Genomic DNA, 21,116 nt, shown 5'->3' with positions numbered 1-21,116 from the left:
TCTTGGAAGAATCGTTCACCATGGAGAATCATTCCTCGTCGCGTACGATAGCCGGGTGAGCAGCGAGCGGCAAGCAGCCGACGAACCCGGCGAGCCCGAACCGGCACCCCCGGCCCGGCCACCGCGGGGCGCGGCCTTCCTGCTCACCCAGCTCGGCACCCACGCCGCCGAGCGCTTCGCCGTGCGGGTCGCCGAACTCGGCCTGACCCCGCCCGACATCGGACTGCTGCGCACCATCGCCACCCGCCCCGGGCGCAGTCAGCGCGCCCTCGCCGCCGAGCTCGGGGTGGTGCCCAGCCGGGTGGTCGCCCTGATCGACCACCTCGACGGCAAGGGTCTGGTGGAGCGCCGGCGCAGCACCGAGGACCGCCGCAACCACGAGCTGTACCTGTCCGAGGAGGGCGGGCGCCTGCTCGGCGAGGTGTGGGGGATCGCCGCCGCCCACGAGGACGACATCCTGAGCGCGCTCGACGACGGCCAGCGGGACCGTCTCACCGAACTGCTCGGGCTGGTCGCCGCCCAGCAGGGGCTCACCCCGGGAGTGCACCCGGGGTACCGCAACCTGCCCGACGGCAGAAGGAGTTAGGCGCCCGCCGGGTCGTCCTGCGCCGGCTGCCGCCCGCGCGACGCGGCGCCGGCGGCGGCCCGGCCGGCCGGGGGGAGCGCCCGCGCCGGGGCCGCCGGATCTGTAGCATGACGGTCCATCAGGACGAGTATCGGGGCGGGATCGGCACGGGAACGGCCGACACCAGTGTGGGCAGCCGGTACTTGGCGGGCCCCTGCGCCGCGCCGACTGAACAGGAGGGTCCCATGACCTCGCCCAAGCGTTCCGGCCATCCTCCGCTGGTGTCGACGGACCTCCCCGTCGAGCAGCTCACCCAGTCCGCGCCCGTCCCGCTCCAGGAGCGGCTCCGGCTGGCGTTCGCCGGGCTGCCCGGGGTGCAGCTCGGGCCCTCCTTCGTCTGCGTACCGGGCACCCGGGCCGGGCACCTGGCCCCCACCGTGGCGCACGGCCCGCTGGAGGCCTTCCTGGCGGGCACCGAGTTCGGCCACCTGCACCCGCCCTACGACGGCAGCGTCCACCTGATGCTGCCCGGCCCGGTGGCCGGCCGGGTGGTCGCCGACGGCTGGGGCGAGCCCGCGCAGCCGCCCGGTTCGGTGCTCGTCTACGGACCGCGCGACGACGAGGAGGCCGAGACCGTCCGGGAGCTGGTGCTCGCCTCCTACCGCTTCGCCTGCGGTGACGACGTCCCCGCCCCGGAGGGCGCCGCCGCCCCGGACGGCGGCGACGCGGCCCGGATCGTTTCAGCCATGTGAACTCTCCCGGACCCGCCACGCCTGCGGCCGGTTCCCTGGATACTCGGCCGAGCGGTATCGCCAGGGGAACGGTCCGGTAACGGACGTGGCGAGTATCTGCGGTGTCGGAACAAGACACCACAAACAACGGGGTGGGAACATGCGCGGCAAGCTCGTCGGTCTGGTCGGAATCATCGCGGCGGCACTGGTGGCCGGCCTGGGGGCACTGGTGCACGAGGACGGCCGGGCCACCGACCGTCCCGGCGGCCCTGTCGTGGTCGTGGCGGACGACCGCCCGGTCTCCAACACCATCGGCCCGTTCTGACCGGCCGGGGGACGGACCGCCCGGGCGGCGCTCCCGGGCGCGGCCCCTCCGGGCAACGCCCGGCCCGGTCCGCCCGGCCTTCTGACGGTCAGCCCGGCCGGCGGACGTGCTCGGGGATGCCCATCCCGTCGAAGAGCCGGTCGGCCCGGGCCCGGTAGGCCCGGGCCTGCGCCGTCTCGCCGAGCGAGGCGGCGGTCGCCGCCAGCCCCTCCAGCGCGTGGGCCGCCTCGATCCCGGAGCCGATCTCCTCCGCCAGCCGCAGTGCGTGCGCGTGCCGCTCCTGGGCCTGCTGGTACTCGGAGCGGCCGCGGTGGATCCGGCCCAGGATGTTCTCGACGGTGGCCTTCCAGCCCGCCGACCCGCTGGTCCAGACGAGATCCAGCGCGCGCAGCCCGAAGTCGTACGCCTCGGTGAGGCGCCCGGCCCGGTGGTAGGCGTCCGCGAAGCGGGCCAGCACCAGGCCGGCGGTGGCGGGGCGGTTGAGCCGCTGGTGCCGCTCCTGGGCGGAGGTCAGCGCGGCCTCGTGCTCGCCGAGACCCAGGTACGCGTTGGCCAGGTTGACCAACGCCAGTACCCCGTTGTCCAGTTCGCCGAGCCGGCGGCTCAGCTCGTCGGCGGCCAGCGCGGCCTCGGCGGCCTCGCGGTGGCGGCCGAGCAGGGCGCTGACCGAGCTGATGCTGATCAGCGTCACGGCCTCCTCGCGCGGACTGGCCAGCTCCCGGTGCAGCGGCAGCGCCTGCTCCAGCCTGGCCAGGCCCTCCCCGTAGTGGCCGAGACCGTTGTGGAACGCACCGAGCCGGCTGAGGCAGGCGGCCTCGCCCTGCCGGTCGCCGATCTCCACCGCGATGCCGAGCGCCTGGTTCAGGCAGTCGATGCCCTCCTGGAACCGTCCGAGCGGCCAGAGCGCGACCGCCAGGTTGGTCAGGCTCACCCGCAGCAGCAGCCGGTCGGCCGACCTGCGGGCCGCCTCCACCGCGATCCGCCCGGTCTCGTACAACTCGGCGGAGAAGCCCCACATGTTGAGGTACATGCCGAAGCCGCGCGGCAGGTACGCGGCCTGCCGGTGCAGCCCGTCGGCGGCCGCCCGGCGGACGGCCGCCAGCAGGCTGCGGTGCTCGCGCTCGAACCAGGCCATCGCGGCGGCGGTGTCCGCCATCGGCGGCAGCGCCACGCCCGGCGCCGGCAGGTCGACGCCGAGGTCCACCCGGCCCGGGAAGAGCAGGTCGCAGGCGGCCTCCACGGCCAGCACGTAGTAGTCCATCAGCCGCTCGACGGCCGCCGCGTCCTCGTCGGCCGAGTCCGGCCCGCGCAGGCTCTGCGCGAAGCTGCGGACCAGGTCGTGGAAGGCGTACCGCCCCAGCTCGTACTGTTCGAGCAGGTGGGCGTCGAGCAGCTGCTCCAGCAGGTCCTCGGCCTCGACCACCGGCAGGCCCAGCAGGGCGGCCGCCGAGTGCAGGTCCAGGTCCCCCGCCGGGTGCAGGCCCAGCAGCCGGAAGGCCACCTGCAGCTCGGGCTCCATCACCAGGTACGACAGCCGCAGGCTCGCCGCCACGCTCCGGTCCCCGGAGCTCAGTTCGGCCAGCGTGCGGCTCTCGTCGAGCAGCCGGTCGACCAGGTACTGCACCGTCCAGCGCGGGCGGTTGCGCAGCCGCGCCGTGGAGATCCGCAGGGCCAGCGGCAGCCGCCCGCAGAGCCGGACCAGCTCCTCGGTGGCGGCGGGCTCGGCCGCCGCCCGGCCGCCGCCGAGGGTGCGCTCCACCAGCTCCACGGCGTCGGCCATCGGCAGCAGCCCGACCGACACCGCCTGCGCGCCGTCCAGGTTCACCAGTCTGGCCCGGCTGGTGATCAGCACCAGGCAGCCGGGGGAGGCCGGCAGCAGCGGGCGCACCTGGTCCGCGCCGACGGCGTTGTCCAGCAGGATCAGCAGCCGGCGCCCGGCCGTGACGACCCGCCAGAGCGCGATCCGGCTGAGCAGGTCGTCCGGGATCTGGTCGCCGGCCAGCCCCAGCGTGCGCAGCAGGATGTCCAGCACCTCGGCCGGGTCCAGCGGGCGCTGCTGCGGGGTGAACCCGTGCAGGTCGATGTAGAGCCGGCCGTCCGGATAGTCCTCGGCCAGCCGGTGCGCGGCGTGCACGGCCAGCGCGGTCTTCCCGCTGCCGCCCATCCCGTCGACGGCGATGATCCGGGTGCCCCGGCCCGCCGGGGCGGCGGCCGCGCCGACGAGCCGGCCCAGCTCGGCGGCCCGGCCGGTGAAGTCCGGCAGGTCGTAGGGCACCGAGTTGGGGGCCGGGCCCAGCCGGCGGACCTCCGGCGGCCCCGGGGCCTCGGCGGCCGGCCGCTGCGGGGCCGCCAGCTCGGGGCTGCTGCGCAGGATGGCCTGGTGCAGGGCGGTCAGGCCGTCCCCCGGGTCGATCCCCAGCTCCTCCGCCAGCAGGTCGCGGACCCGGCCGTACTCCTCCAGCGCCTCGGCCTGCCGGCCGGCCCGGTACAGCGCCAGCATCAGCTGCCCGCGCAGGGTCTCGCGCAGCGGGTGGGCCTGCGCGACCTGGGTGAGGTCCACCACCAGCTCGGCGGCCTCGCCGAGCCCGAGCCGCAGCTCGAAGAGCTGCTCGGTGGCGGTCAGCCGGCGCTCCTCCAGGGCGGTCGCGGCGGCCTGGATCACCGGGCTGCCGTCGCCGGCCAGCACCGCGCCCCGCCAGAGTTCGAGCGCCGCGCGGAGCTGGCCGACGGCGTTCTCGCGCAGGCCGGCGGCGGCGGCCTCGCGGGCGCGCTGCAGCCGGATGCCGAACAGGACCAGGTCGAGCTGGTCCTCCTCGACCGCGATCCGGTAGCCGGGGCCGTCGGTGAGGATCAGTCCGGCACCGCCGGGGATGCGGCGCCGCAGGTCGGCGACGATCTTGCGGACCTGGTGCGAGGCGGTGGCCGGGGGCAGGTGGTCCCAGGCGGCCTCCACCAGCCTGGCGACCGGGACGACCCGGCCGTGCTCCAGCAGCAGGGTGACCAGGACCCGCTCCTGGAGGAGCCCGCCGAGCCTCAGCCGCTCGTCCCCCGCCCAGCATTCGAGCGAGCCGAGGATCTTGAAGCCGACCCGGCCCGGTGGGGCGTCGACCCGCATGCGTGGTTCACCTCGCGCGTCTGCGTCGGCCCTGGTCCGGGCCCATCGGCCCAGGTCCGGGCCACAGCGCGCGATCATACAGAACAGGTCCGGACCAGGCCGCTCCGACGTCCGGGACCGGATCGGGACCGGACGGGGAACGCCCCGGCCGATGCTGCGAGGGTCGGCAGGTCCCCGGTGATCCAGGGCGACCGCAAGCAAGCCGGCCGGGCGAGACCCGCCCGCCACCCCGGCCTCCGGAGACGAGCAGTGCTGAACCTCACGAACCTGGATGCGACGTCCATCGCCGTGTACCGGACTCGCGTCGCCCACCCCGCCGCCACCGCCGAGCAGGTGTCCGCCGAGCTGGACCTCCCGCTGCCGCAGGTGCACCTGGCGGACGGCCGGCTGGCCGAACTCAGACTGCTGCGCCCGGCGCCCGCCGACGGCTGGGCCGCGGTCAGCCCCGAGACCGCCTCCGACCTGCTGCTCGCCGAGGCGGAGCGGGCCCTGCTCGAACAGCGCACCGCGGTGGCCGCCGCCCGGGCCGGGCTGAGCGCGCTCACCGGCGAGTACCTGGACGCCCGCAGCCGGCGCTCCGGTCCGGGCGGGGTGGAGACCGTCACCGGGGAGGAGGCGCTGCGGGCCGTCGTCCACGAGCTCAGCCAGTCCTGCCGCGCGACGGTGGACGCGATGGTGCCGGTCGGCGCTGGCGACCGGGCGCCGCTGCCGGAGATGCCGCTGGACCTCGCGGTGCTGGCCCGCGGGGTGACCGTCCGCACGCTCTTCCAGCAGGCCGGGCAGGGCCACCGGGCCACCGCCAGCTACGCCCGGGCGATCTCCACCGCCGGCGCGCTGGTGAAGAGCGTGACCCTGCTCCCGGCCCACATGCTGGTGTACGACGGCACGGTGGCCGTCCTGCCGCTCGGGCCGGGGCCGTCCGGGGCGGACGCGGTGGTGGTCCGCGACCCGGCGGTGCTCCAGGTCCTGATGCAGCTCTTCGACCAGCACTGGGAGCGCGCGAGCGACTTCGGGGCGGTCGAGCAGCACGGCGGGGAGGGCCCGTCCGACCTGGAGCGGGCCGTCCTGCGGCTGATGGCCGCGGGCAAGAAGGACGAGGTGATAGCCCGGCAGATCGGGGTGTCGCCCCGGTCGATCAGCCGGATCGTCGCCGCCCTGATGGAGCGTCTGCAGGCGGCCAGCCGTTTCCAGGCGGGGGTGCGGGCGGCCGCCAACGGGTGGCTGGCCTGAACGGCCGGCCCGCCGGGCCCGCCCGGCCCCGCCCGGCTGCCCGCCCGGCCGGGCCCGCTCACTCCCCGGCGACCCGGACGAGCATCTTGCCGGTGTTCTCCCCCCGCAGGACGCCGAGGAAGGCGTCCACCACCCGGTCGAAGCCGTCCACCACGGTCTCGCGGCTGGTGATCCGCCCGGCCAGCAGATGCGGGACCAGCCACTCCTCCGCCTCCGGCCGCAGGTGCAGGTGGTGGCGGACCTGGTAGCCGCGCAGGTGGATGCTGCGGTCCGAGACGGCGTACAGGTTGCGGGGCGCGGCCGGCGGCGCGGCCGGGTTGTTGTACTGCGAGATCGCGCCGACCCAGGCGATCCGCCCGAACTCCCGGGTCACCCCGATGGCCGCTTCGAGGTGGTCGCCGCCGACCCCCTCCAGGGCCGCGTCGATCCCGTCCGGCGCGGCGGCCGCGAGCAGCTCCGGCACCGGGCCGTCATGGTGGTCGAAGGCGGCGTCGAAGCCCAGCTCCCCGGTCAGGTACGCGACCTTGGCCGCCGAGCCCGCGCTGCCGATCACCCGGCCGGCGCCCAGCACCTTGGCGATCTGCCCGGCCACGCTGCCCACCGCGCCGGCCGCCGCCGAGATGTAGACCGACTCGCCGGCCTGGAGCCTCAGGATCTCCCGGATGCCCACGTAGGCGGTCAGCCCGGTGCCGCCGAGCACCGAGAGGTACGCCGAGAGCGGGATGCCCGCCGGCGGACGGACGGTCCGCACCCCCGCCCGCCCGGGGGCGACCACGGCGTGGGTGCTCCACCCCTCGCTGTGCGCGACCAGGTCGCCCGGGGCGAACTCCGGGCTGCGGGACTCCAGCACCCGGCCGACGGCCCGGCCGTACCGGAGCGGCTCACCGATCTCCCACCCCGCGTCCATCAGCTCCCGCATGTACGGGTCCACCGACAGGAGGAGGTTCTCCACCAGTGCGGTGCCGGGCGCGAGAGCGGGCAGCTCCTCCTCGACGAAGCGGAAGTGCTCCGCCGTCGGGAACCCCTCCGGCCGGGCCGCCAGCCGGACCGACCTCGTCATGGTCCTCGTCATCACACACTCTCCCGGGTACTCGGAACGGACGCGGCAGCGCCCGCGGGGACGGGACCGCCCGCGGGGGCGGCACGGTCGACGGGGACGGCACGGTCGGCGGGACCGTCGCCGCCCGCGGACGGCCACCGCAGCATGGTGGGGACGAACAGCAGCGCCACCACCAGGTTGAGCAGCCCGCCCACCACCCACGGCGCCCGCAGGCCGTGCTCCGCCGCCACGAAGCCGCCGGCCAGCGCGCCGAGCGGGATCGCGCCGAAGCAGACCATCCGGGTGCCGGTGCTCACCCGCCCCCGCAACTCGTCGGGCACCAGCCGCTGGCTCACCGACTGCGCCATCACGTTCCACAGCGACAGGCCGGCCGACCAGACGCAGAACAGGGCCACCACGACGACGGTCTGCCGCCCGAACAGGCCGATCGCCAGCAGGCTCACCGCACTGGCGGTCGACACGGTGATCGCCACCGCCCGGGCGCCGCAGCGTTCGACGATCCGCCGGCTGGCCAGCGCCCCGACCACACCGCCGATCGCCATCGTCGCCACCAGCACCCCGTAGCCGCTCCGGCCGACGTGCAGGACGTCCGTCGCGAACAGCACCAGCACCGACTGCGCCATCGTGACGCAGAAGTTGCTGGCGGCGGCCAGCACCACGATGGCCCGCAGGACGGGGTGCCGGGCCAGCAGCCGCAGCCCGCCGGTGGCCTCCGCGAGCATGCCGCGCAGCCCCTGCCCGGCCGCCGGGCCGGCGTCCCCCCGGTCGGCCCGGAACCGGCCCCCGCCGCCGCGGATCCGCGAGATCAGCAGCAGCGAACCGAGGTACGTCAGGGCGTTCGCCCAGAACGGCAGCGGCAGCAGGAACGCGAACAGTGCGGCGCCCAGCGGGGGGCCGACGAACTGCCGGCCCAGCGTCTCGGCCGTCACGTTGCGCCCGTTGGCGGTCTCCAGCGCGGCACTCGGGACGACGTTGGGGATCACCGCCCGGTTGGCGCCGGTGAACAGCACGTCGCCGGCGCCCAGCCCGAAGGCGAGCAGGTAGAGCATCCAGATCCGGGTCAGGCCGAAGGTCGCCAGCAGGGCGACCGCGACCAGCAGGACGGCCTGTGCGGCCTGGGTGACGATCATCAGCCGCCGCCGGTCGTACCGGTCGACGATCATGCCGCCGGGCAGCGCCAGCAGCAGCCAGGGCAGGCCCTCGGCCAGCGCCACGCCGGAGATCAGCTTCGGGTCGCTGGTGATCGCGCCCGCCAGCAGCGGCAGGGTGGCGAGCAGCATCCCCTCGCCGAGGGTCTGGATCGAGTAGGCGGACAGCAGGTACTGGTACTCCCGCCCCAGGCCCGGCTTCCGGTCCGGGGGCGCCGCGAGGTCCACGGTCGGTGCCACGGTCAGCTCCCCCCGGTCCGGTCGTCGGTGCCGGGGGTCACGGTGCCCGGGGTCACGGCGTCGGGGTACAGGTAGATCCCGGCCAGCCGCTTGTGCTCGGCCTCCAGCGTGAACGGCCGGCCCGAGGGCACCAGCCGGGCGCCGCCGCCGGCGAAGCCGCTGGGCATCCAGTACAGGCCGAGGCAGGAGTCCCACGGTTCGGTCCGGCCGGTGGCCGGGTCGAACACCGGCTCCTGCCGGGGCACCACCCGCTCCTGCACGACCGCCCCCACCGAGGCGGCCCGACGCAGTGCCTGCTCCCACCGCCGGTCGTCCACCAGCCAGCCGCAGGTGATGCCCTGGCTGGCGAAGCTCTCGTCCAGCTTCAGGATCAGGTGCTCGCGGCGCTCGCGGCACAGCTCCAGCAGCTCGCGGCCGTGGGCCGTGTCCCCGGGGGTCAGTGCCCTGGTCCAGGGCAGCACCCGGTCGACCAACCGCCGCTCCTCGGTGGAGAGGTGGGAGCGCAGCCGGGGGTCGGAGAGGTAGGCCATCCAGCGCTTGTTGGCGTTCAGGTCGGTCTCCAGCGGGCTCCAGAGCGCCACCCGGCCGTCCTGGTGGGCGTCGCGCAACTGCCCGGCCAGCTCCCGGCCCTGCGGATGGCCGACCACCTGGTCGAGGTCGAAGAGGCGGTAGACCACGTCGACCGTCACCTCGCCGAGCAGGACCTTGCCGCCGCGCACCCGCAGGTCGCCGATCTCCCCGAGGTGGCAGTCCAGGCCCTCGGCGCGCAGCAGCCGTTGCAGCGGACGCCAGGCGTGCCCGTAGGCGGCCATCCCGCCGGGGCCCTCGATCAGCGCCACCACCGGTTCGGGCGCGGAGACGGCGGCGCCGGCCGCGCGCAGCGCCCCGGCGAGCAGCGCGGTGGTGTCCAGGTGGTGCAGCCCGTGCCGCCCCGCGAACGAGCGGAAGCCCTCGAACTCCAGCAGCGCGGCCGCCGCCGGGCCGACCCACTCCTGACCGCCGGTCTGGCTGGAGGCGTTGAACTCCAGGATCTTCAGCGACTCGCCGTCGTGGTAGGCGTCGACCCGCCCGAACCGGGCCGGCCGCTCCTTGCCGAAGCCGCCGACCAGTTCGGCCTTGGCCGGGTCGACGCCGAGCGCCCGGCAGACCCGCCCGGCGTCGCCGTCGAAGAACCGCCCGGGCAGCGAGGTCAGCAGGTCCACCACGCCGAGCAGGTCGGCCTCGAAGCGGCGCATCTCCCCCTCGCCGAAGAACATCGGCCGCGAGAGGTACCGGTAGCCGAGGCCGGTCAGTTCGGGGAACCGGCCGGAGCCGAGGTCGATGCCGCGCAGCGGGCTCCCCGGCCGGGCCAGTTCCTGGTTGAACAAGCGAGTCATGCGGTCAGTCACGGGTTTTCCATTTCTGCGTCCGGCCCGCGGGCGGGGAGCGTACGGCGAGGGGGCGGTGGGCTACCGCAGCCGGAGGTCGATCACGGTCTTGATCTTGCCGCTGACGGCGTTCCGGGGCAGGCCGCCCTCGGGGTGGCACTCCACGGTGAACTCGAAGACGTCGAGCGACTCGTCGAAGGAGTGGTGGTCGCTGAGCACCTCGAAGCGGTCCTTCAGGTGGTCGCGCAGCTCGTCCGGGTCCAGCTTCCCGGGCGACTCGGTACGGACGGTCACCCGCTCCCGGCCGCCCCGCGAGTCGATCTCCACCTGGAGCTGCGACACCTCGAACCGGGCCAGCTCGGCCATGATCTCGCCGTAGAGGACGGTCCGGCCCTTCACCTTGATCTGGCCGTCCGAGCGCCCGAGGTACTCCAGCACCCGGCCGCTCACCCCGCAGCCGCACTCGTGCGGGAAGATCCGGCCCAGGTCGCCGATCCGGTAGCGGATCAGCGGGCCCTCGAACTTCTGCATGCTGGTGACCAGAAGCTCGCCCGGCTCGCCGTCGGGCACCGGGCGGCCCTGCCCGTCCACCACCTCGATCAGGTTGTAGTCGTCGCACAGGTGGTGCAGGGTGCCCGCCAGGTCGCCGCACTGGTAGCCCAGCTGTGCGCCGTCGTTGGCTGCCAGGATGCTGGAGACGACCGTGGTGCCCAGCTCCTCGCGCAGCCACCGCTTGTCGGACTCCGTCATCGGGGTGCCGCCGTACAGCACCTTCTCGATCCGCAGCCCGGGCTCGCGCGCCTTGGCGTCGCGCAGCACCGGCAGCAGCAGCGCCGGCTGGCCCAGGACGACGTTCGCCGAGAAGCTGCGGGTCAGCATCAGCACATCGTCCGCGGTGATCATCTGCGCGGTGCTGTACGCCTCCACCGGCATCCGGGACAGCTCGCTGCTGCTGGTGATCAGACCGCCGTACAGGCCGCCGCCGAACAGCGAGTTGATCACCCGGTCGCCCGGCCGCACCCCCAGCGCGTAGAACAGCGGGACGGCCTCGCGCACCATGTTGTCCCAGTCCGTGCGCGAGTACACGATGTAGCGCGGCGGGCCGGTGGTCGCCCCGCTGCGCAGCACCTCGCCGCTCGGGCGGTCGCCGCTGCACAGGCCGCGGGCGGCCGGCAGCGAGTGCTGCTCCAGGGCGGACTTCTCCAGCACCGGCAGCCGTCGCAGGTCGGACCGCTCGTCGATCCGGGGCAGGTCACGGTAGTACGGGGTACGGCGGGCCCGCTCGACCAGGTAGCGCAGGCGGGCGGCGATCCGGCCGTCCTCCTGGGCGGTGTCCGCGCCGCGGGCGTCGGAGAGCCGGGTGCCCCGGAGGTAGGTGCGGTGCTGGAGGGCGCCGGCCCAGCCGGAGCGGCAGTCCAGCCGCAGCACGTCCCCGGCGAACGGGCCGCCGGTGCCGGCGCGCCCGCCGGCGTCCACCCGGATCCGCAGCACCGGCACGCCCGCCGTCCCGGCGGCGGCGTACAGCGCCTCGTCCGCCCAGTCCTCGCTGGGCAGCAGGTCGGGCACCAGCACCGGGTGCCCGCCGGGGACGTCGGTGCCCGGCGGGACCGTCCGGCTCGGCGGCAGCGGGAACCCCGGCTCCCGCAGCAGGGCGGTCAGCGCGGCCCAGAACTCCTGCCGGTCACCGCGGATCACCACCTCGTTGCCGGTCGCCCAGCCGAGCAGCAGGCCGCGCAGGGTGTTGCCCGGGCGGCGGTCGTCCAGCACCACCGTGCCGAGCGGCGAGAACTCCACCACGTCGTCGGTGTCGACGAGGGGCTGCCACGGGTACTGGCTGAGGCCGTCGAACAGCTCGTCGAGGCCCTCGGCGAACCCGGCCGAGGCGAACAGGCCGCCCAGGCCGGACAGGCCGGCGCCGGCCAGCAGCCGGGCGAGCTCCGAGTCCGGGCCCCCGGCGAGCAGCCGTTCGGCGTGCTCGACCGCGAGCAGCAGGTCGGTCGGGTACCAGCGGGTGGCGCTCATGCCGCGGCCCCTTCGAGCACGCGCGGCTCGCCGGCTCCGGCCGGTTCGTCGGCGGGCAGTTCGTGGGCGGGCAGTTCGGTGACCGTGACGGCCCGGGCGCACTCGGTCAGGAAGCCGGCCACCACGGCCGGGTCCGGGTGCGAGGCCTCGATGAACACCGGGACCTCCCACTCCTGGTACGAGATGGCGCCCGGCACCGGCGCCGCCCCCTCGGACTGCTCCAGCAGGTGCAGCCGGTCCACGCACGGGTGCTCGCGCAGGTGCTCCGGGATCGACACCACCGTGCGGGCGCCCGGCGCCAGCTGGTGACCGGGAAAGATCAGGAACCCGTGGTGGCGCCCGCTGGGCGCGGCCGGCTCCGGCCGCTCGAAGCCCAGCCGGACGGCGATCTCGTGCGAGGGCAGGTGGACGCCGGTGTGCCGCAGGTGCGAGTCGACGATGCCGCCGCCGCCGAGCCGGTTGGCCACCTCCAGGAAGACCAGTTCACCCTCGGCGGTCTCGAAGAACTCCAGGTGCAGGCAGCCCTGCTCGATCCCGAGCGCCGCCACCGCCCGGGCCACGAAGGCGTGGTACCTCTCCTCGAACGGCAGCTGGCTGGAGCCGACCGGCGCGCCGTGCGCGAAGTCGACCGGCTTGCCGATGTACCGGCTGACCACCAGCTCCAGCACCGTCCCGTCGCTCACCAGCCCGTCGGCGTGGAACAGCTCGCCCTCGACGTACTCCTCCAGCTGGTACTCGCCCGGGTCGGGCAGCGCGCGGTAGAAGGCGAGCGCCTCCCGCGCGGTCGGGTGGATGCTGACCCCCTCGCTGGAGGCCCCCTGGCGGGGCTTGACCACCGTCCGGCCGGTCCAGGGCAGCGGGCCGCAGGCCGGGGGCGCGGCGACGAAGCGCGGGTGGCGCACGCCGGCCTCCACCAGGGCCTGCTTCATCGCGACCTTGTCGCGGACCTTCTCCAACTGCGCCAGCGAGGGCCCGGGAACGCCCAGGTGCTCGCGGATCCGGTGGGCGCCGAGGATCCCGGACTCCGACAGGGCCAGCACCTGCTCGAACCCGTCCGCCCGCGAGGTCCGGGCGATCACCTGCTCGGTGAGGTCCAGCGCCGGGTCGATCAGCAGCCGCTCGCAGCGCAGGCCGGCGGGCAGCTGCGCGTCGCCGACCGGGCCGCAGACGTACGTCACGTCGTGCTGCTCGTGGTCGATCCCCAGGTGGTACTGGATCTTGCGGTAGGGGACCTGATTCATCACCAGGATCTTCATTCGTGATACTCCAAAGCCGTGATGCCCCAGCTGAAGCCCATCGCGCTGGTGGCCAGAATGATCAGGTCGCCGGGCCGCAGCTTCCGCTGCTCCCGCAGGTCCTGGAGGGCGATCAGGGTGTCCGTCCCGCCCATGTGCCCGAACCGGTGGTAGTTGAAGACGCTCTTCTCCGCCGGGAGGTCCAGCTCGCGCAGCAGCCGCTCGTGCATGTCCCGGTCGCCCTGGTTGATCAACAGGTGTGCGACGTCCGGGAGTTTCGCCCCCACCGCGTCCAGCGTCCGCCCGATCAGCGTGGTGAAGTTCTGCACGTACGCGGCGGCCAGGCCGCTGCGGTGCGCCGCGCGGCGGATCGCCACCCGGTCGCCCCGGTGCTCGCCCGCGTAGTAGTCGGACCAGCTGGGATCGGTGCGCATCTCGCTGTGCAGCACCGTGAAGGCGCCGCGCCCCGGCCCGACCAGCATCGCGCCCGCCGCGTCGCCGAAGTTGAACAGCGCCTTGGACGCCGGGTCGGTGTAGTCGACCATCCGGCTGAGCCGGTCGCCGACCAGCACCAGCCCGTAGCCGCCGCCGTCCAGCTCGACCCGGTCGGCGACGATCTTCAGCGCGGCCATCCCGGCGTTGCAGAAGTTCGTCACCTCGAAGCAGTGCGCCCGCCGGATCCCCAGCTCGTGCGCCACCTTGGCGGCGGGCGACCAGAACGGGCGGTCCCACTGGCCGGAGCCGGCCACGACGACGTACCGGATCTCGTCCACGTCCACCGGGTGGCGGCCCAGCAGCTCCCGGGCCGCGGTCAGCGCCAGCTCCCAGGCCTGCTCCCCGTCGGCCAGCGCCGGGAAGCCCTCGGTGTGGGTGATCGCCAGGATGTCGGCCACCGGGACCCCGGAGGCGGCGTGCATCTCCCGCACGTCGGCCCGCCCCCGGGGGAAGCTCACGGCGAGGTCGGCGATGCCGCTCACTGAACCTCTTCTTCGACCAGCTGCACCTCGGCGTCGACGGCCTCGATGCTGACCCGGTGCACGGTGCGGCCGACGCCCGGCTCCACCTCGGTGGCGATGTGGTAGGTGGTCCGGGTCTTCCAGATCACCAGGTCGTTCTGGGTCCAGCGGTGGGTGTAGACCCGCTCCTCGTCCTGGATCAGCCCGTCCAGCAGGGTGAAGAAGGCCTCGTTCTCGTTGGGGTCGAAGCCCGCCACCGAGTCCATGTACTCGCGGGAGCCGTAGACGTACTCCCGGCCGGTGTACTCGTCCTTGCAGACCAGCGGGTGCTCGACCTTCGGGTGCTCGACGTCGATCAGCGCCTTGAACTCCGCGACCGACAGGCCGACGTGCTCCGGGCGGATGCGCAGCCGCTTGCCGACGGTGTGCACGCCGATCCGGTCGGCGAGCCGGGCCTTCCACTCCTCCGGCAGGCGGTCGTACACGTCGACGGCGCTGGCGAACTTGGTGTGGCCGCTGGTGGACGGCACGTTGACGCCGTGCAGCATGGTGAACGGCGCCGGCTCGGCCACGAAGGACGAGTCCTGGTGCCAGAAGTTGCCGACCCGGGCGACGCCGATCGGCTTGTCGCCCTTCTTCTCGTTCGAGGAGATCATGATCTCCTCGAACTCCGGGTGGCGGTACTTGCTGATCACGAAGGGCACCGGCCGGCCCAGCCGGGAGGCCAGGTCGATCTGCTGCAGCGGGGTCAGCTCGATGCCGCGCACGACCACCAGCTCACGCTCGCGGACGCCCTCGACCAGCTGCTCCCAGACCTCCGGCCGCACCAGGTCGTCGTAGCCGACGCCGGTCAGCTCCAGGCCGATGAAGGGGGTGATCTCGGTGATGTTCATGGTTCCTCCGGTTGGGTGCCCCGGGGCCCTCGTCGGCCCCGGCGCTCGGTTTCAGTTCTCCTGAAGGCACTTCTGCATGGCGTCGGCGAAGTTCGCGATCTGCTCGGGGGTCCGGAACGGTGCGACGGTGACCCGGAACCGCTCTCCGCCGCGCGCCACCGACGGGAAGTTGATCGGCTGGACGTAGATGTCGTGCTCCTCCAGCAGCTGGCGCGACACCCGCCGCACCCGCTCGCCGCCGGGCACCATCACCGGCACCAGGTGGCTGTCCGCGTCGATGAAGTCGATTCCCCTGGAGCGCAGTTCGGCCTTCATCAGCTCGGTCTTGGCGGCCAGCTCGGCGCGCAGGGCGTCGCCCTCCTGGACGAGCCGCAGGCTCCGCAGGGTGGCGTCCATGGCGGCCTGCGGCAGCGCGGTGGTGAAGATGAAGCCCGGCGCGAACGAGCGGACGTAGTCCAGCGCCGTGTCCGGGCCGGCCACGTAGCCGCCGACCGTGCCGATGGCCTTGCCGAACACCCCCTGGACGAAGGTCGCGCGGTGGTCGTCGATCTCCGCGCTCAGCCCGGCGCCCAGCGGCCCGCGGACCCCGATCGAGTGGGTCTCGTCGAGGAAGGTCAGCGCGTTGTACTTCTCCGCCAGGTCGAAGACGGCGGACACCGGGGAGGTGTCACCGTCCATCGAGTACACCGACTCGAAGACGATCAGCTTCGGGCGGTCGGCCTCGTAGAGGGCGAGCTTCGATTCGAGATCCGCCATGTCGTTGTGCGCGAACACGTGCTTCTTCGCACCGGACCGGACGATTCCCTCGATCAGCGAACGGTGGTTCAGCGAATCCGAGAAGACCACCAGTCCGTCGATCGCGGAGATCAGGGTGCTCAGCGTCTCGAAATTCGCGACATATCCGCTGGAGAAGACCAGCGCCCGCTCCTTGCCGTGCCAGGCCGCCAGCCGGTCCTCCAGCTCGACGTGCGCGGTGCTGGTGCCGGCGATGTTCCGCGACCCGCCGGTGCCGGTGCCGTGCCTGCCCGTGGAGTCGATCTGGGCCTGGATGACCTCGGGGTGCTGGCTCATGCCCAGGTAGTCGTTGCTGCACCAGACCTGGACCTTCCGGCCGCGGTACCCGGTGTGGCCGCGGTCGGCGGCCAGGTGCCCGACCGGGAGGAATTCCCGGTAGAGCTCGCCGGCCTTCAGCTCGTCGATCTTCTGCCCGAAGGTGTCGAGTACGGCGTTCCGCTGGTTTTCGAGAATGGAGACGGACATGTCGGCCTTTCCAGGATGATCTGCAATCGGCGCCCGGGGACGGTGGTGCCGCCGGACCGGCCGGACGCATGGCTGTGCCGGCGGAGGCGATCGTGAATTCCGGTGCGCGGTGAGCGGCGGTGAATCGCCGCTCCGTTTCCGCGGTGCTTTCTCTGCAGACATCCTGACCCGGCGCCAGGTCCCGGGCCAAGGGATCCGGCTGGCGCGAGCTCGCCTGGCGTCAGCACGCCAGCGGGCGCGTGGGCGGGGGCCGGAGCGGGCTGGAGCGGGCCGGAGCGGGGGTGCGGGTGCGGGGGTGCGGGTGCGGGTGTGCGGGCGTACGGGGGCGTACGGCCGGAGGTGGGCGGGCAGGGCGCCGGCCGGTCAGGGCCGCCGGGCCGTCAGTGCAGGCCGAGCCCGCTCCACAGGGCCCGGACACCGTCCAGGTGGACGCCCTCCCGGTCGGGGGCGACGGCCCGGCCGGGCAGCTCGGTGCGGTCCCGGTGGGTGAGTTCGATACCGGCCATGCCGTGCACGGGCGCCCGGAGCAGGTACGCGTTCCGGCCGGCGGCCGCCGCGCCGGCGGCCGACTGCGGCGGCCAGGACGCCGAAGGTGCTCTCCGCGGAAGGGTGGCGGTGATGCGCGTGGTCGCTGCCCTGAGCAGAGCATGCTCCGGTACGCACCTCAGCGGCAGGCTGCTCGGGACATGAGGTCGAGGGGCATGCGACTGAGCACGGCGGTCCTCCCCGTCCACCGGTGGAGCGAGGGGCAGAAGATCCGGCGGCGGGCCGAGGAACTGGGCTTCCACGCCGCTACACCTACGACCACCTGTCCTGGCGGTCGTTCCGGGACGAGCCGTGGTTCGGGGCCGTCCCGACCCTGACGGCCGCCGCGACCGCCACCGGGCGGATCTGCCTCGGCACCCTGGTGACCTCGGTCCATCCTTTTTCACCCATCACGTGCTGACCTGCGGAAACGCGATCACCGCTGGCCAGTTGCCGCCCTGTCACCACCGGATCCGGCGTTCGATCTCGGACAGCCGTTGTACCGCGTAGCCGATTCGGGCTCTCGCTGCGAGCGCCCGAGGATGCTCGGCACCAACGATGTCGCCCTCCCTTGAAGCGGCAATCGGCACGCGCAGCGAGCCAGCCACGACGATCCCGTCCGTCCAACGCCCCGTAGAACGCTGCCGCTGGGTGGATCGAGCCGCCCTGTACGGGCTCCGGGAAAAGCTCCAGAGCCCACAGGCCCACGCGGTCCTCCGGTAGGGCGGCGACCGGACAGCTACCGCCGGGCCGCCTGTGGAACCCAACCCGTCGCCCCGGCGGTCCGGCGATCTTCCACCGGGATCCACCAGTACACCGGTCGTGAATTCACTTGCTCAGCAGTGGAGTTCACGGCACAACACCGTCAGCTGCGCGGCCCCCTCACTCGATCCTCGTCACCCGTCACCGGCCGACCTGCAACTTCAAAGGGAGAGCAGCCAAATCGCCGACAGGTGGAGTCGGCGTGGAAGTGGCGCCTGTGCTCAACGGTCACGGGTTCGGAGCGTCGGCACCACTCGGTCGAAGAGCGCGGGGGCGGGCTTCGAACGAGCACCGGATCGTCAGGGCGCTGGAGGACCGGGTGAACGAGCGCCTGTGAACCAAGGCCGATTTCCGGGGATCCCCAACAGGCCTGGTAGGTAGTTGCACACCGGTGATAGTTTCATCGTGATGTGTAAACCATATACCTGACAAGATTTTCACATCGCAGCCACCGGACCTACTGGAGGTGGCCGAGCGACCACCACCTTCCAGTTCACGCCAGGTATTTCCTCGGGGGGATCCCAACCATGTCCGCGCGCCTGTCCGTCCGCCGTGCCCGCCTGCTCGCCGCCGCCACCCTGGTGGTCGTCGCCGGCACTGCGGCCCTGGTTCCGGCGACCGCCCTCGCCGATGCCCAGCCCAGCGGCACCGTCGCGGTCGCCGCCCCCGTGGTGAGCGACACGAAGCCGCTGACCGCCGGCCTGGAGCAGGCCGCAGGACAGGCTCCGCTGGTCCGCGACGGCGCCGGTGCCGACCTGAAGCTGACCGTCACCAACAACTCCGACCAGGAGCAGGACTTCCACCCCACGGTCACCGTCACCCCGAACGCCGCCATCCCGAACCGCTGGGAGTGGATCGACTTCACCGCCACCGCGATCTCGGCGCCGGCCAGCATGGGCACCAGGAGCTTCGGCAGCGACAACGCCTTCACCGGCTACGTCCTCCCCAGCAGCAGCATGACCTACGTCCCCTTCCACGTGCCGGCCCACACCACCTACACCTGGACCGTCACCGTCAAGGTCAGCTCCGCCCTCCCCGCCGACAACACCGCCCTGAACATCGCACTCCACAACGACCTGAACACCAGTACCCAGAGCGCCCCGTTCACCCTCCAGGTCGCCGCCCTCACAGGCACCCCCACCGGCACCCCGACCGGCACCCCGACCGACACGCCGTCGGCCACCCCGAGTGCGTCTCCGAGTGCGTCTCCGAGCGCGTCTCCGAGCGGGTCTCCGAGCGCGTCTCCGAGCGGGTCTCCGAGCACTGCCCCGTCCGGAACGCCCGGCACCCAGGTCGTCCCGGCGGCGCACACCTCCTCCTCTGCGGCCGCCACCGGCACCACCCCGACCGGCGTCTCCCTGGCCAGTACCGGCGGCGGCAGCAACTCCGGTGCACTCGTCGGTGCCGGCGGAGCCTTGATGCTGCTCGGCACCGGCGCGGTCCTCTACGCGAACCGCCGACGCACCCGGGCCCAGGACTGACGCCAGCCGCGCTGTGCGCCCGACCGGGCGCACCTGGCCAGGGTCGCTGCCATGCGTCTGAGCACGGTGATCCTCCCCATCCACCGGTGGAGCGAGGGGCAGAAGATCTGGCGGCGGGCCGAGGAACTGGGCTTCCACGCCGCTACACCTACGACCACCTGTCCTGGCGGTCCTTCCGCGACGAACCCTGGTTCGGGGCCGTCCCCACGCTGACGGCCGCCGCCACGGCGACCGAGCGGATCCGCCTCGTCACCTCGGTCAAGCCTCGTTCGCCCATCGCATGCTGACCTGCGGGAACGCCAATCGGGAGGGTTCGAGTCCCGCTCGGGCTCAGATGGCGATGAGCCGGACGCGGGTGCCGCAGAGCTTGGCCATGTCGTCGATGTCCGAGGTGAGCACGGCCACCGGCCCCGGCTGCCGCAGCGCCATCTCTGCCACGGTCGCGTCAATCGCGTACTTGTGGCCATGCAGTCCGACCTGCTTCAGCAGCTTGGCCGAGGCTCTGGCGGCCTGATCGGTGACCGGCTCCACCTTGACCCGGGAGAGCGTCCGGTTCAGCCGGGCCTCGTTCACGCGCGCGTGCGTGACCTCCACGATGGTGTTCGCGCCGACGACGAAGTCGGCTCCCATGGCGTGGAAGACCTGAAGCATCGCCAGCACGCCGCGGTCCTGTGTGATCCACGAGGACAATCCCTCGGAGTCCAACACGACCGTCTCGAAGCGTTCGGTCACGCGGCGCTCGCCGAACCCGCCGACCCGGCGGAGCCGAAGATCCTGGCGTGCGCCTCAAGCAGTTCCTCATCGGTGAACGCACCCTGCTCGTCCTGGTAGCGGCGAAGATCGTCCGCGAGCAGCTGGTGCCGGATCTGGCGGGCTACTGCCTCCGCGACGTATCCGGAGACGTTGTCGGTGAGCTTTCTGAGTTCGTCCACCTGTTCCGTCGGAAGGGTGACGGTGATGCGCGTGGTCGCTGCCATGAATGGAGCATACTCCGGTATGCACCTGGGTGGCGGGCTGTTCGGCACATAAGGTCGGCGGTATGCGACTGAGCACGGTGATCCTCCCCATCCACCGGTGGAGCGAGGGGCAGAAGATCTGGCGGCGGGCCGAGGACCTCGGCTTCCACGCCGCCTACACCTACGACCACCTGTCCTGGCGGTCGTTCCGGGACGAGCCCTGGTTCGGGGCCGTCCCGACCCTGACGGCCGCCGCGACCGCCACCGAGCGGATCCGCCTGGGGACCCTCGTCACCTCGCCGAACTTCCGGCACCCGGTGACCCTGGCCAAGGAGCTGATCTCGCTCGACGACGTCTCGGGCGGCCGGATGACGGTCGGCATCGGGGTCGGCGGGGCGGGCTTCGACGCGACGGTGATGGGACAGGAGGCCTGGACGCCCAAGGAGCGGGCGGACCGCTTCGACGAGTTCCTGCCGCTGCTGGACAAGCTGCTGACCCAGGACGCCACCACCGAGCAGGGCCAGTACTACTCGGCCGTCGAGGCCCGGAACATCCCGGGGTGCGTGCAGCGGCCCCGGGTGCCGTTCTACGTGGCCGCCACCGGCCCGCGCGGGCTGCGGCTGGCCGCCGAGCACGGGCAGGGCTGGGTGACGTACGGCGATCCGCGCGGTCCGGCGGACGTGCCGGTCGAGCAGGCGCCGGCCGTGATCGAGGCGCAGCTGGCCAAGCTGGCGGCCGCCTGCGAGGCGCGGGGCCGGGACGTGGCGACGCTGGAGAAGGTGCTGCTGCAGGGCTCGACGGCGGAGCAGCCGCTCGCCTCGCTGGACGCCTTCGTCGACTGGGCCGGCCGGTACCGGGAGCTGGGCATCACGGAGCTGGTCGTCCACTGGCCCGTCCCGGACTCGATCTTCGCGGTCGACCCCGCGGTCTTCGAACGGATCGCCACCGAGGGTCTCGCGCAGCTGGGCTGACGGCCGCACCGGAACGCCCGTCCGCCCCGCCCCGCCCCGCCGCGCGGCGGGACGGACGGGCGTCGTCGGCGGAGCGGCGGGTGCTCCCGGGACGAACGGCGGTGATCTCTCGTTGCGGTTCGATCACGGCGTGTCCGATTGATTGATCATTGTGTGGAGTGTCTGGGTTAACTCTGTTGGCGGGGGGAGCGGCGGCTCTCATAATTCCAGCTGACACGCGTGGCGGTCGGTCTGGAGGGGCCTCGGGGGTGGCCTGTGGTGGGCCCGCACGCGG

The 21,116-nt window shown here is 73.2% G+C and carries 18 protein-coding genes and 2 pseudogenes; 8 read left to right on the top strand and 12 right to left on the bottom strand.

All coding sequences use genetic code 11. The annotated features are described in order from the left end of the window. Positions 1-55: 55 nt before the first annotated feature. The 3 genes from IE329_RS02490 (at position 56) to IE329_RS02480 (ending at position 1,621) form a co-directional block, all read left to right on the top strand. Complete coding sequence (locus IE329_RS02490) at positions 56-586, top strand: MarR family winged helix-turn-helix transcriptional regulator (RefSeq protein WP_190209100.1); 531 nt, start codon at positions 56-58, stop codon at positions 584-586. Positions 587-810: 224 nt separating this feature from the next. Beyond that, positions 811-1,317: a luciferase domain-containing protein gene (locus IE329_RS02485; protein WP_190209099.1), complete on the top strand. Its 507-nt coding sequence runs from the start codon at positions 811-813 to the stop codon at positions 1,315-1,317. 139 nt (positions 1,318-1,456) lie between these two features. Next, positions 1,457-1,621: a hypothetical protein gene (locus tag IE329_RS02480; RefSeq protein ID WP_190209098.1), complete on the top strand. Its 165-nt coding sequence runs from the start codon at positions 1,457-1,459 to the stop codon at positions 1,619-1,621. Positions 1,622-1,709: 88 nt separating this feature from the next. On the opposite strand, the gene IE329_RS02475 is transcribed toward IE329_RS02480, so the two are convergent. Continuing rightward, the gene (locus IE329_RS02475) at positions 1,710-4,736 is read right to left on the bottom strand and encodes an AfsR/SARP family transcriptional regulator (RefSeq protein ID WP_190209097.1); all 3,027 of its coding nucleotides are present in this window, start codon (positions 4,734-4,736) and stop codon (positions 1,710-1,712) included. 249 nt (positions 4,737-4,985) lie between these two features. Between IE329_RS02475 and IE329_RS02470 the strand changes: the two genes are divergently transcribed. After that, positions 4,986-5,966: a helix-turn-helix transcriptional regulator gene (locus IE329_RS02470; RefSeq protein ID WP_190209096.1), complete on the top strand. Its 981-nt coding sequence runs from the start codon at positions 4,986-4,988 to the stop codon at positions 5,964-5,966. A 58-nt stretch (positions 5,967-6,024) separates the two neighbouring features. On the opposite strand, the gene IE329_RS02465 is transcribed toward IE329_RS02470, so the two are convergent. The 9 genes from IE329_RS02465 to IE329_RS41390 all read right to left on the bottom strand — a co-directional run bounded on the left by IE329_RS02465 (position 6,025) and on the right by IE329_RS41390 (position 16,653). Next, positions 6,025-7,038 carry an NADP-dependent oxidoreductase gene (locus IE329_RS02465; RefSeq protein WP_190209095.1) on the bottom strand — a complete coding sequence of 338 codons (1,014 nt, stop codon included), beginning with the start codon at positions 7,036-7,038 and terminating at the stop codon, positions 6,025-6,027. Further along, entirely contained in the window at positions 7,038-8,414 is a 1,377-nt protein-coding gene (locus IE329_RS02460; RefSeq protein WP_190209094.1) for an MFS transporter, read from the bottom strand. The genes IE329_RS02465 and IE329_RS02460 overlap by 1 nt, the downstream gene beginning before the upstream one ends. Before the next feature lie 2 nt (positions 8,415-8,416). Further along, positions 8,417-9,790 (bottom strand): hypothetical protein, encoded by a 1,374-nt coding sequence (locus IE329_RS02455; protein ID WP_190209093.1) that lies wholly within the window; start codon positions 9,788-9,790, stop codon positions 8,417-8,419. A gap of 72 nt (positions 9,791-9,862) precedes the next feature. Continuing rightward, positions 9,863-11,803: a phenylacetate--CoA ligase family protein gene (locus IE329_RS02450; RefSeq protein ID WP_190209092.1), complete on the bottom strand. Its 1,941-nt coding sequence runs from the start codon at positions 11,801-11,803 to the stop codon at positions 9,863-9,865. Next, positions 11,800-13,059 carry an ATP-grasp domain-containing protein gene (locus IE329_RS02445; RefSeq protein ID WP_190209091.1) on the bottom strand — a complete coding sequence of 420 codons (1,260 nt, stop codon included), beginning with the start codon at positions 13,057-13,059 and terminating at the stop codon, positions 11,800-11,802. The genes IE329_RS02450 and IE329_RS02445 overlap by 4 nt, the downstream gene beginning before the upstream one ends. Continuing rightward, positions 13,056-14,015 (bottom strand): 3-oxoacyl-ACP synthase III family protein, encoded by a 960-nt coding sequence (locus IE329_RS02440; RefSeq protein ID WP_229927111.1) that lies wholly within the window; start codon positions 14,013-14,015, stop codon positions 13,056-13,058. The genes IE329_RS02445 and IE329_RS02440 overlap by 4 nt, the downstream gene beginning before the upstream one ends. After that, a complete protein-coding gene (locus IE329_RS02435) occupies positions 14,012-14,887 on the bottom strand; it encodes a TauD/TfdA dioxygenase family protein (RefSeq protein WP_190209090.1) in 876 nt (291 codons plus the stop codon). Before IE329_RS02435 ends, IE329_RS02440 begins: the two co-directional genes overlap by 4 nt. Before the next feature lie 51 nt (positions 14,888-14,938). After that, the gene (gene hemA / locus IE329_RS02430) at positions 14,939-16,147 is read right to left on the bottom strand and encodes a 5-aminolevulinate synthase (RefSeq protein WP_190209089.1); all 1,209 of its coding nucleotides are present in this window, start codon (positions 16,145-16,147) and stop codon (positions 14,939-14,941) included. 380 nt (positions 16,148-16,527) lie between these two features. After that, positions 16,528-16,653, bottom strand: a complete 126-nt coding sequence (locus tag IE329_RS41390) for a hypothetical protein (RefSeq protein ID WP_268257245.1) — start codon at positions 16,651-16,653, stop codon at positions 16,528-16,530. A gap of 195 nt (positions 16,654-16,848) precedes the next feature. Between IE329_RS41390 and IE329_RS40260 the strand changes: the two are divergent. The 3 genes and pseudogenes from IE329_RS40260 to IE329_RS40255 all read left to right on the top strand — a co-directional run. Then, positions 16,849-17,087 (top strand): annotated as a pseudogene (locus IE329_RS40260) (LLM class flavin-dependent oxidoreductase); the annotation flags it as partial. Between the two features lie 874 nt (positions 17,088-17,961). Further along, positions 17,962-18,915 (top strand): LPXTG cell wall anchor domain-containing protein, encoded by a 954-nt coding sequence (locus IE329_RS02425; protein ID WP_190209088.1) that lies wholly within the window; start codon positions 17,962-17,964, stop codon positions 18,913-18,915. A 51-nt stretch (positions 18,916-18,966) separates the two neighbouring features. Beyond that, positions 18,967-19,193 (top strand): annotated as a pseudogene (locus tag IE329_RS40255) (LLM class flavin-dependent oxidoreductase); the annotation flags it as partial. A gap of 52 nt (positions 19,194-19,245) precedes the next feature. Here the strand turns inward: IE329_RS40255 and IE329_RS02420 are convergent. Both IE329_RS02420 and IE329_RS02415 read right to left on the bottom strand, forming a co-directional pair. Continuing rightward, on the bottom strand, positions 19,246-19,647 hold the full coding sequence (locus IE329_RS02420) for a DNA-binding protein (protein WP_190209087.1): 402 nt from the start codon (positions 19,645-19,647) through the stop codon (positions 19,246-19,248). Next, on the bottom strand, positions 19,644-19,892 hold the full coding sequence (locus IE329_RS02415; protein ID WP_190209086.1) for a hypothetical protein: 249 nt from the start codon (positions 19,890-19,892) through the stop codon (positions 19,644-19,646). The genes IE329_RS02420 and IE329_RS02415 overlap by 4 nt, the downstream gene beginning before the upstream one ends. Positions 19,893-19,954: 62 nt before the next feature. Here IE329_RS02415 and IE329_RS02410 point away from each other — a divergent pair, with 62 nt between their 5' ends. After that, on the top strand, positions 19,955-20,842 hold the full coding sequence (locus IE329_RS02410; RefSeq protein ID WP_190209085.1) for an LLM class flavin-dependent oxidoreductase: 888 nt from the start codon (positions 19,955-19,957) through the stop codon (positions 20,840-20,842). Positions 20,843-21,116: the final 274 nt, after the last annotated feature.

The sequence above is a fragment of the Kitasatospora indigofera genome, assembly GCF_014655955.1.
Taxonomy (GTDB): Bacteria; Actinomycetota; Actinomycetes; order Streptomycetales; family Streptomycetaceae; genus Kitasatospora; species Kitasatospora indigofera.
This window is presented reverse-complemented; position numbering and strand designations above follow the sequence as displayed.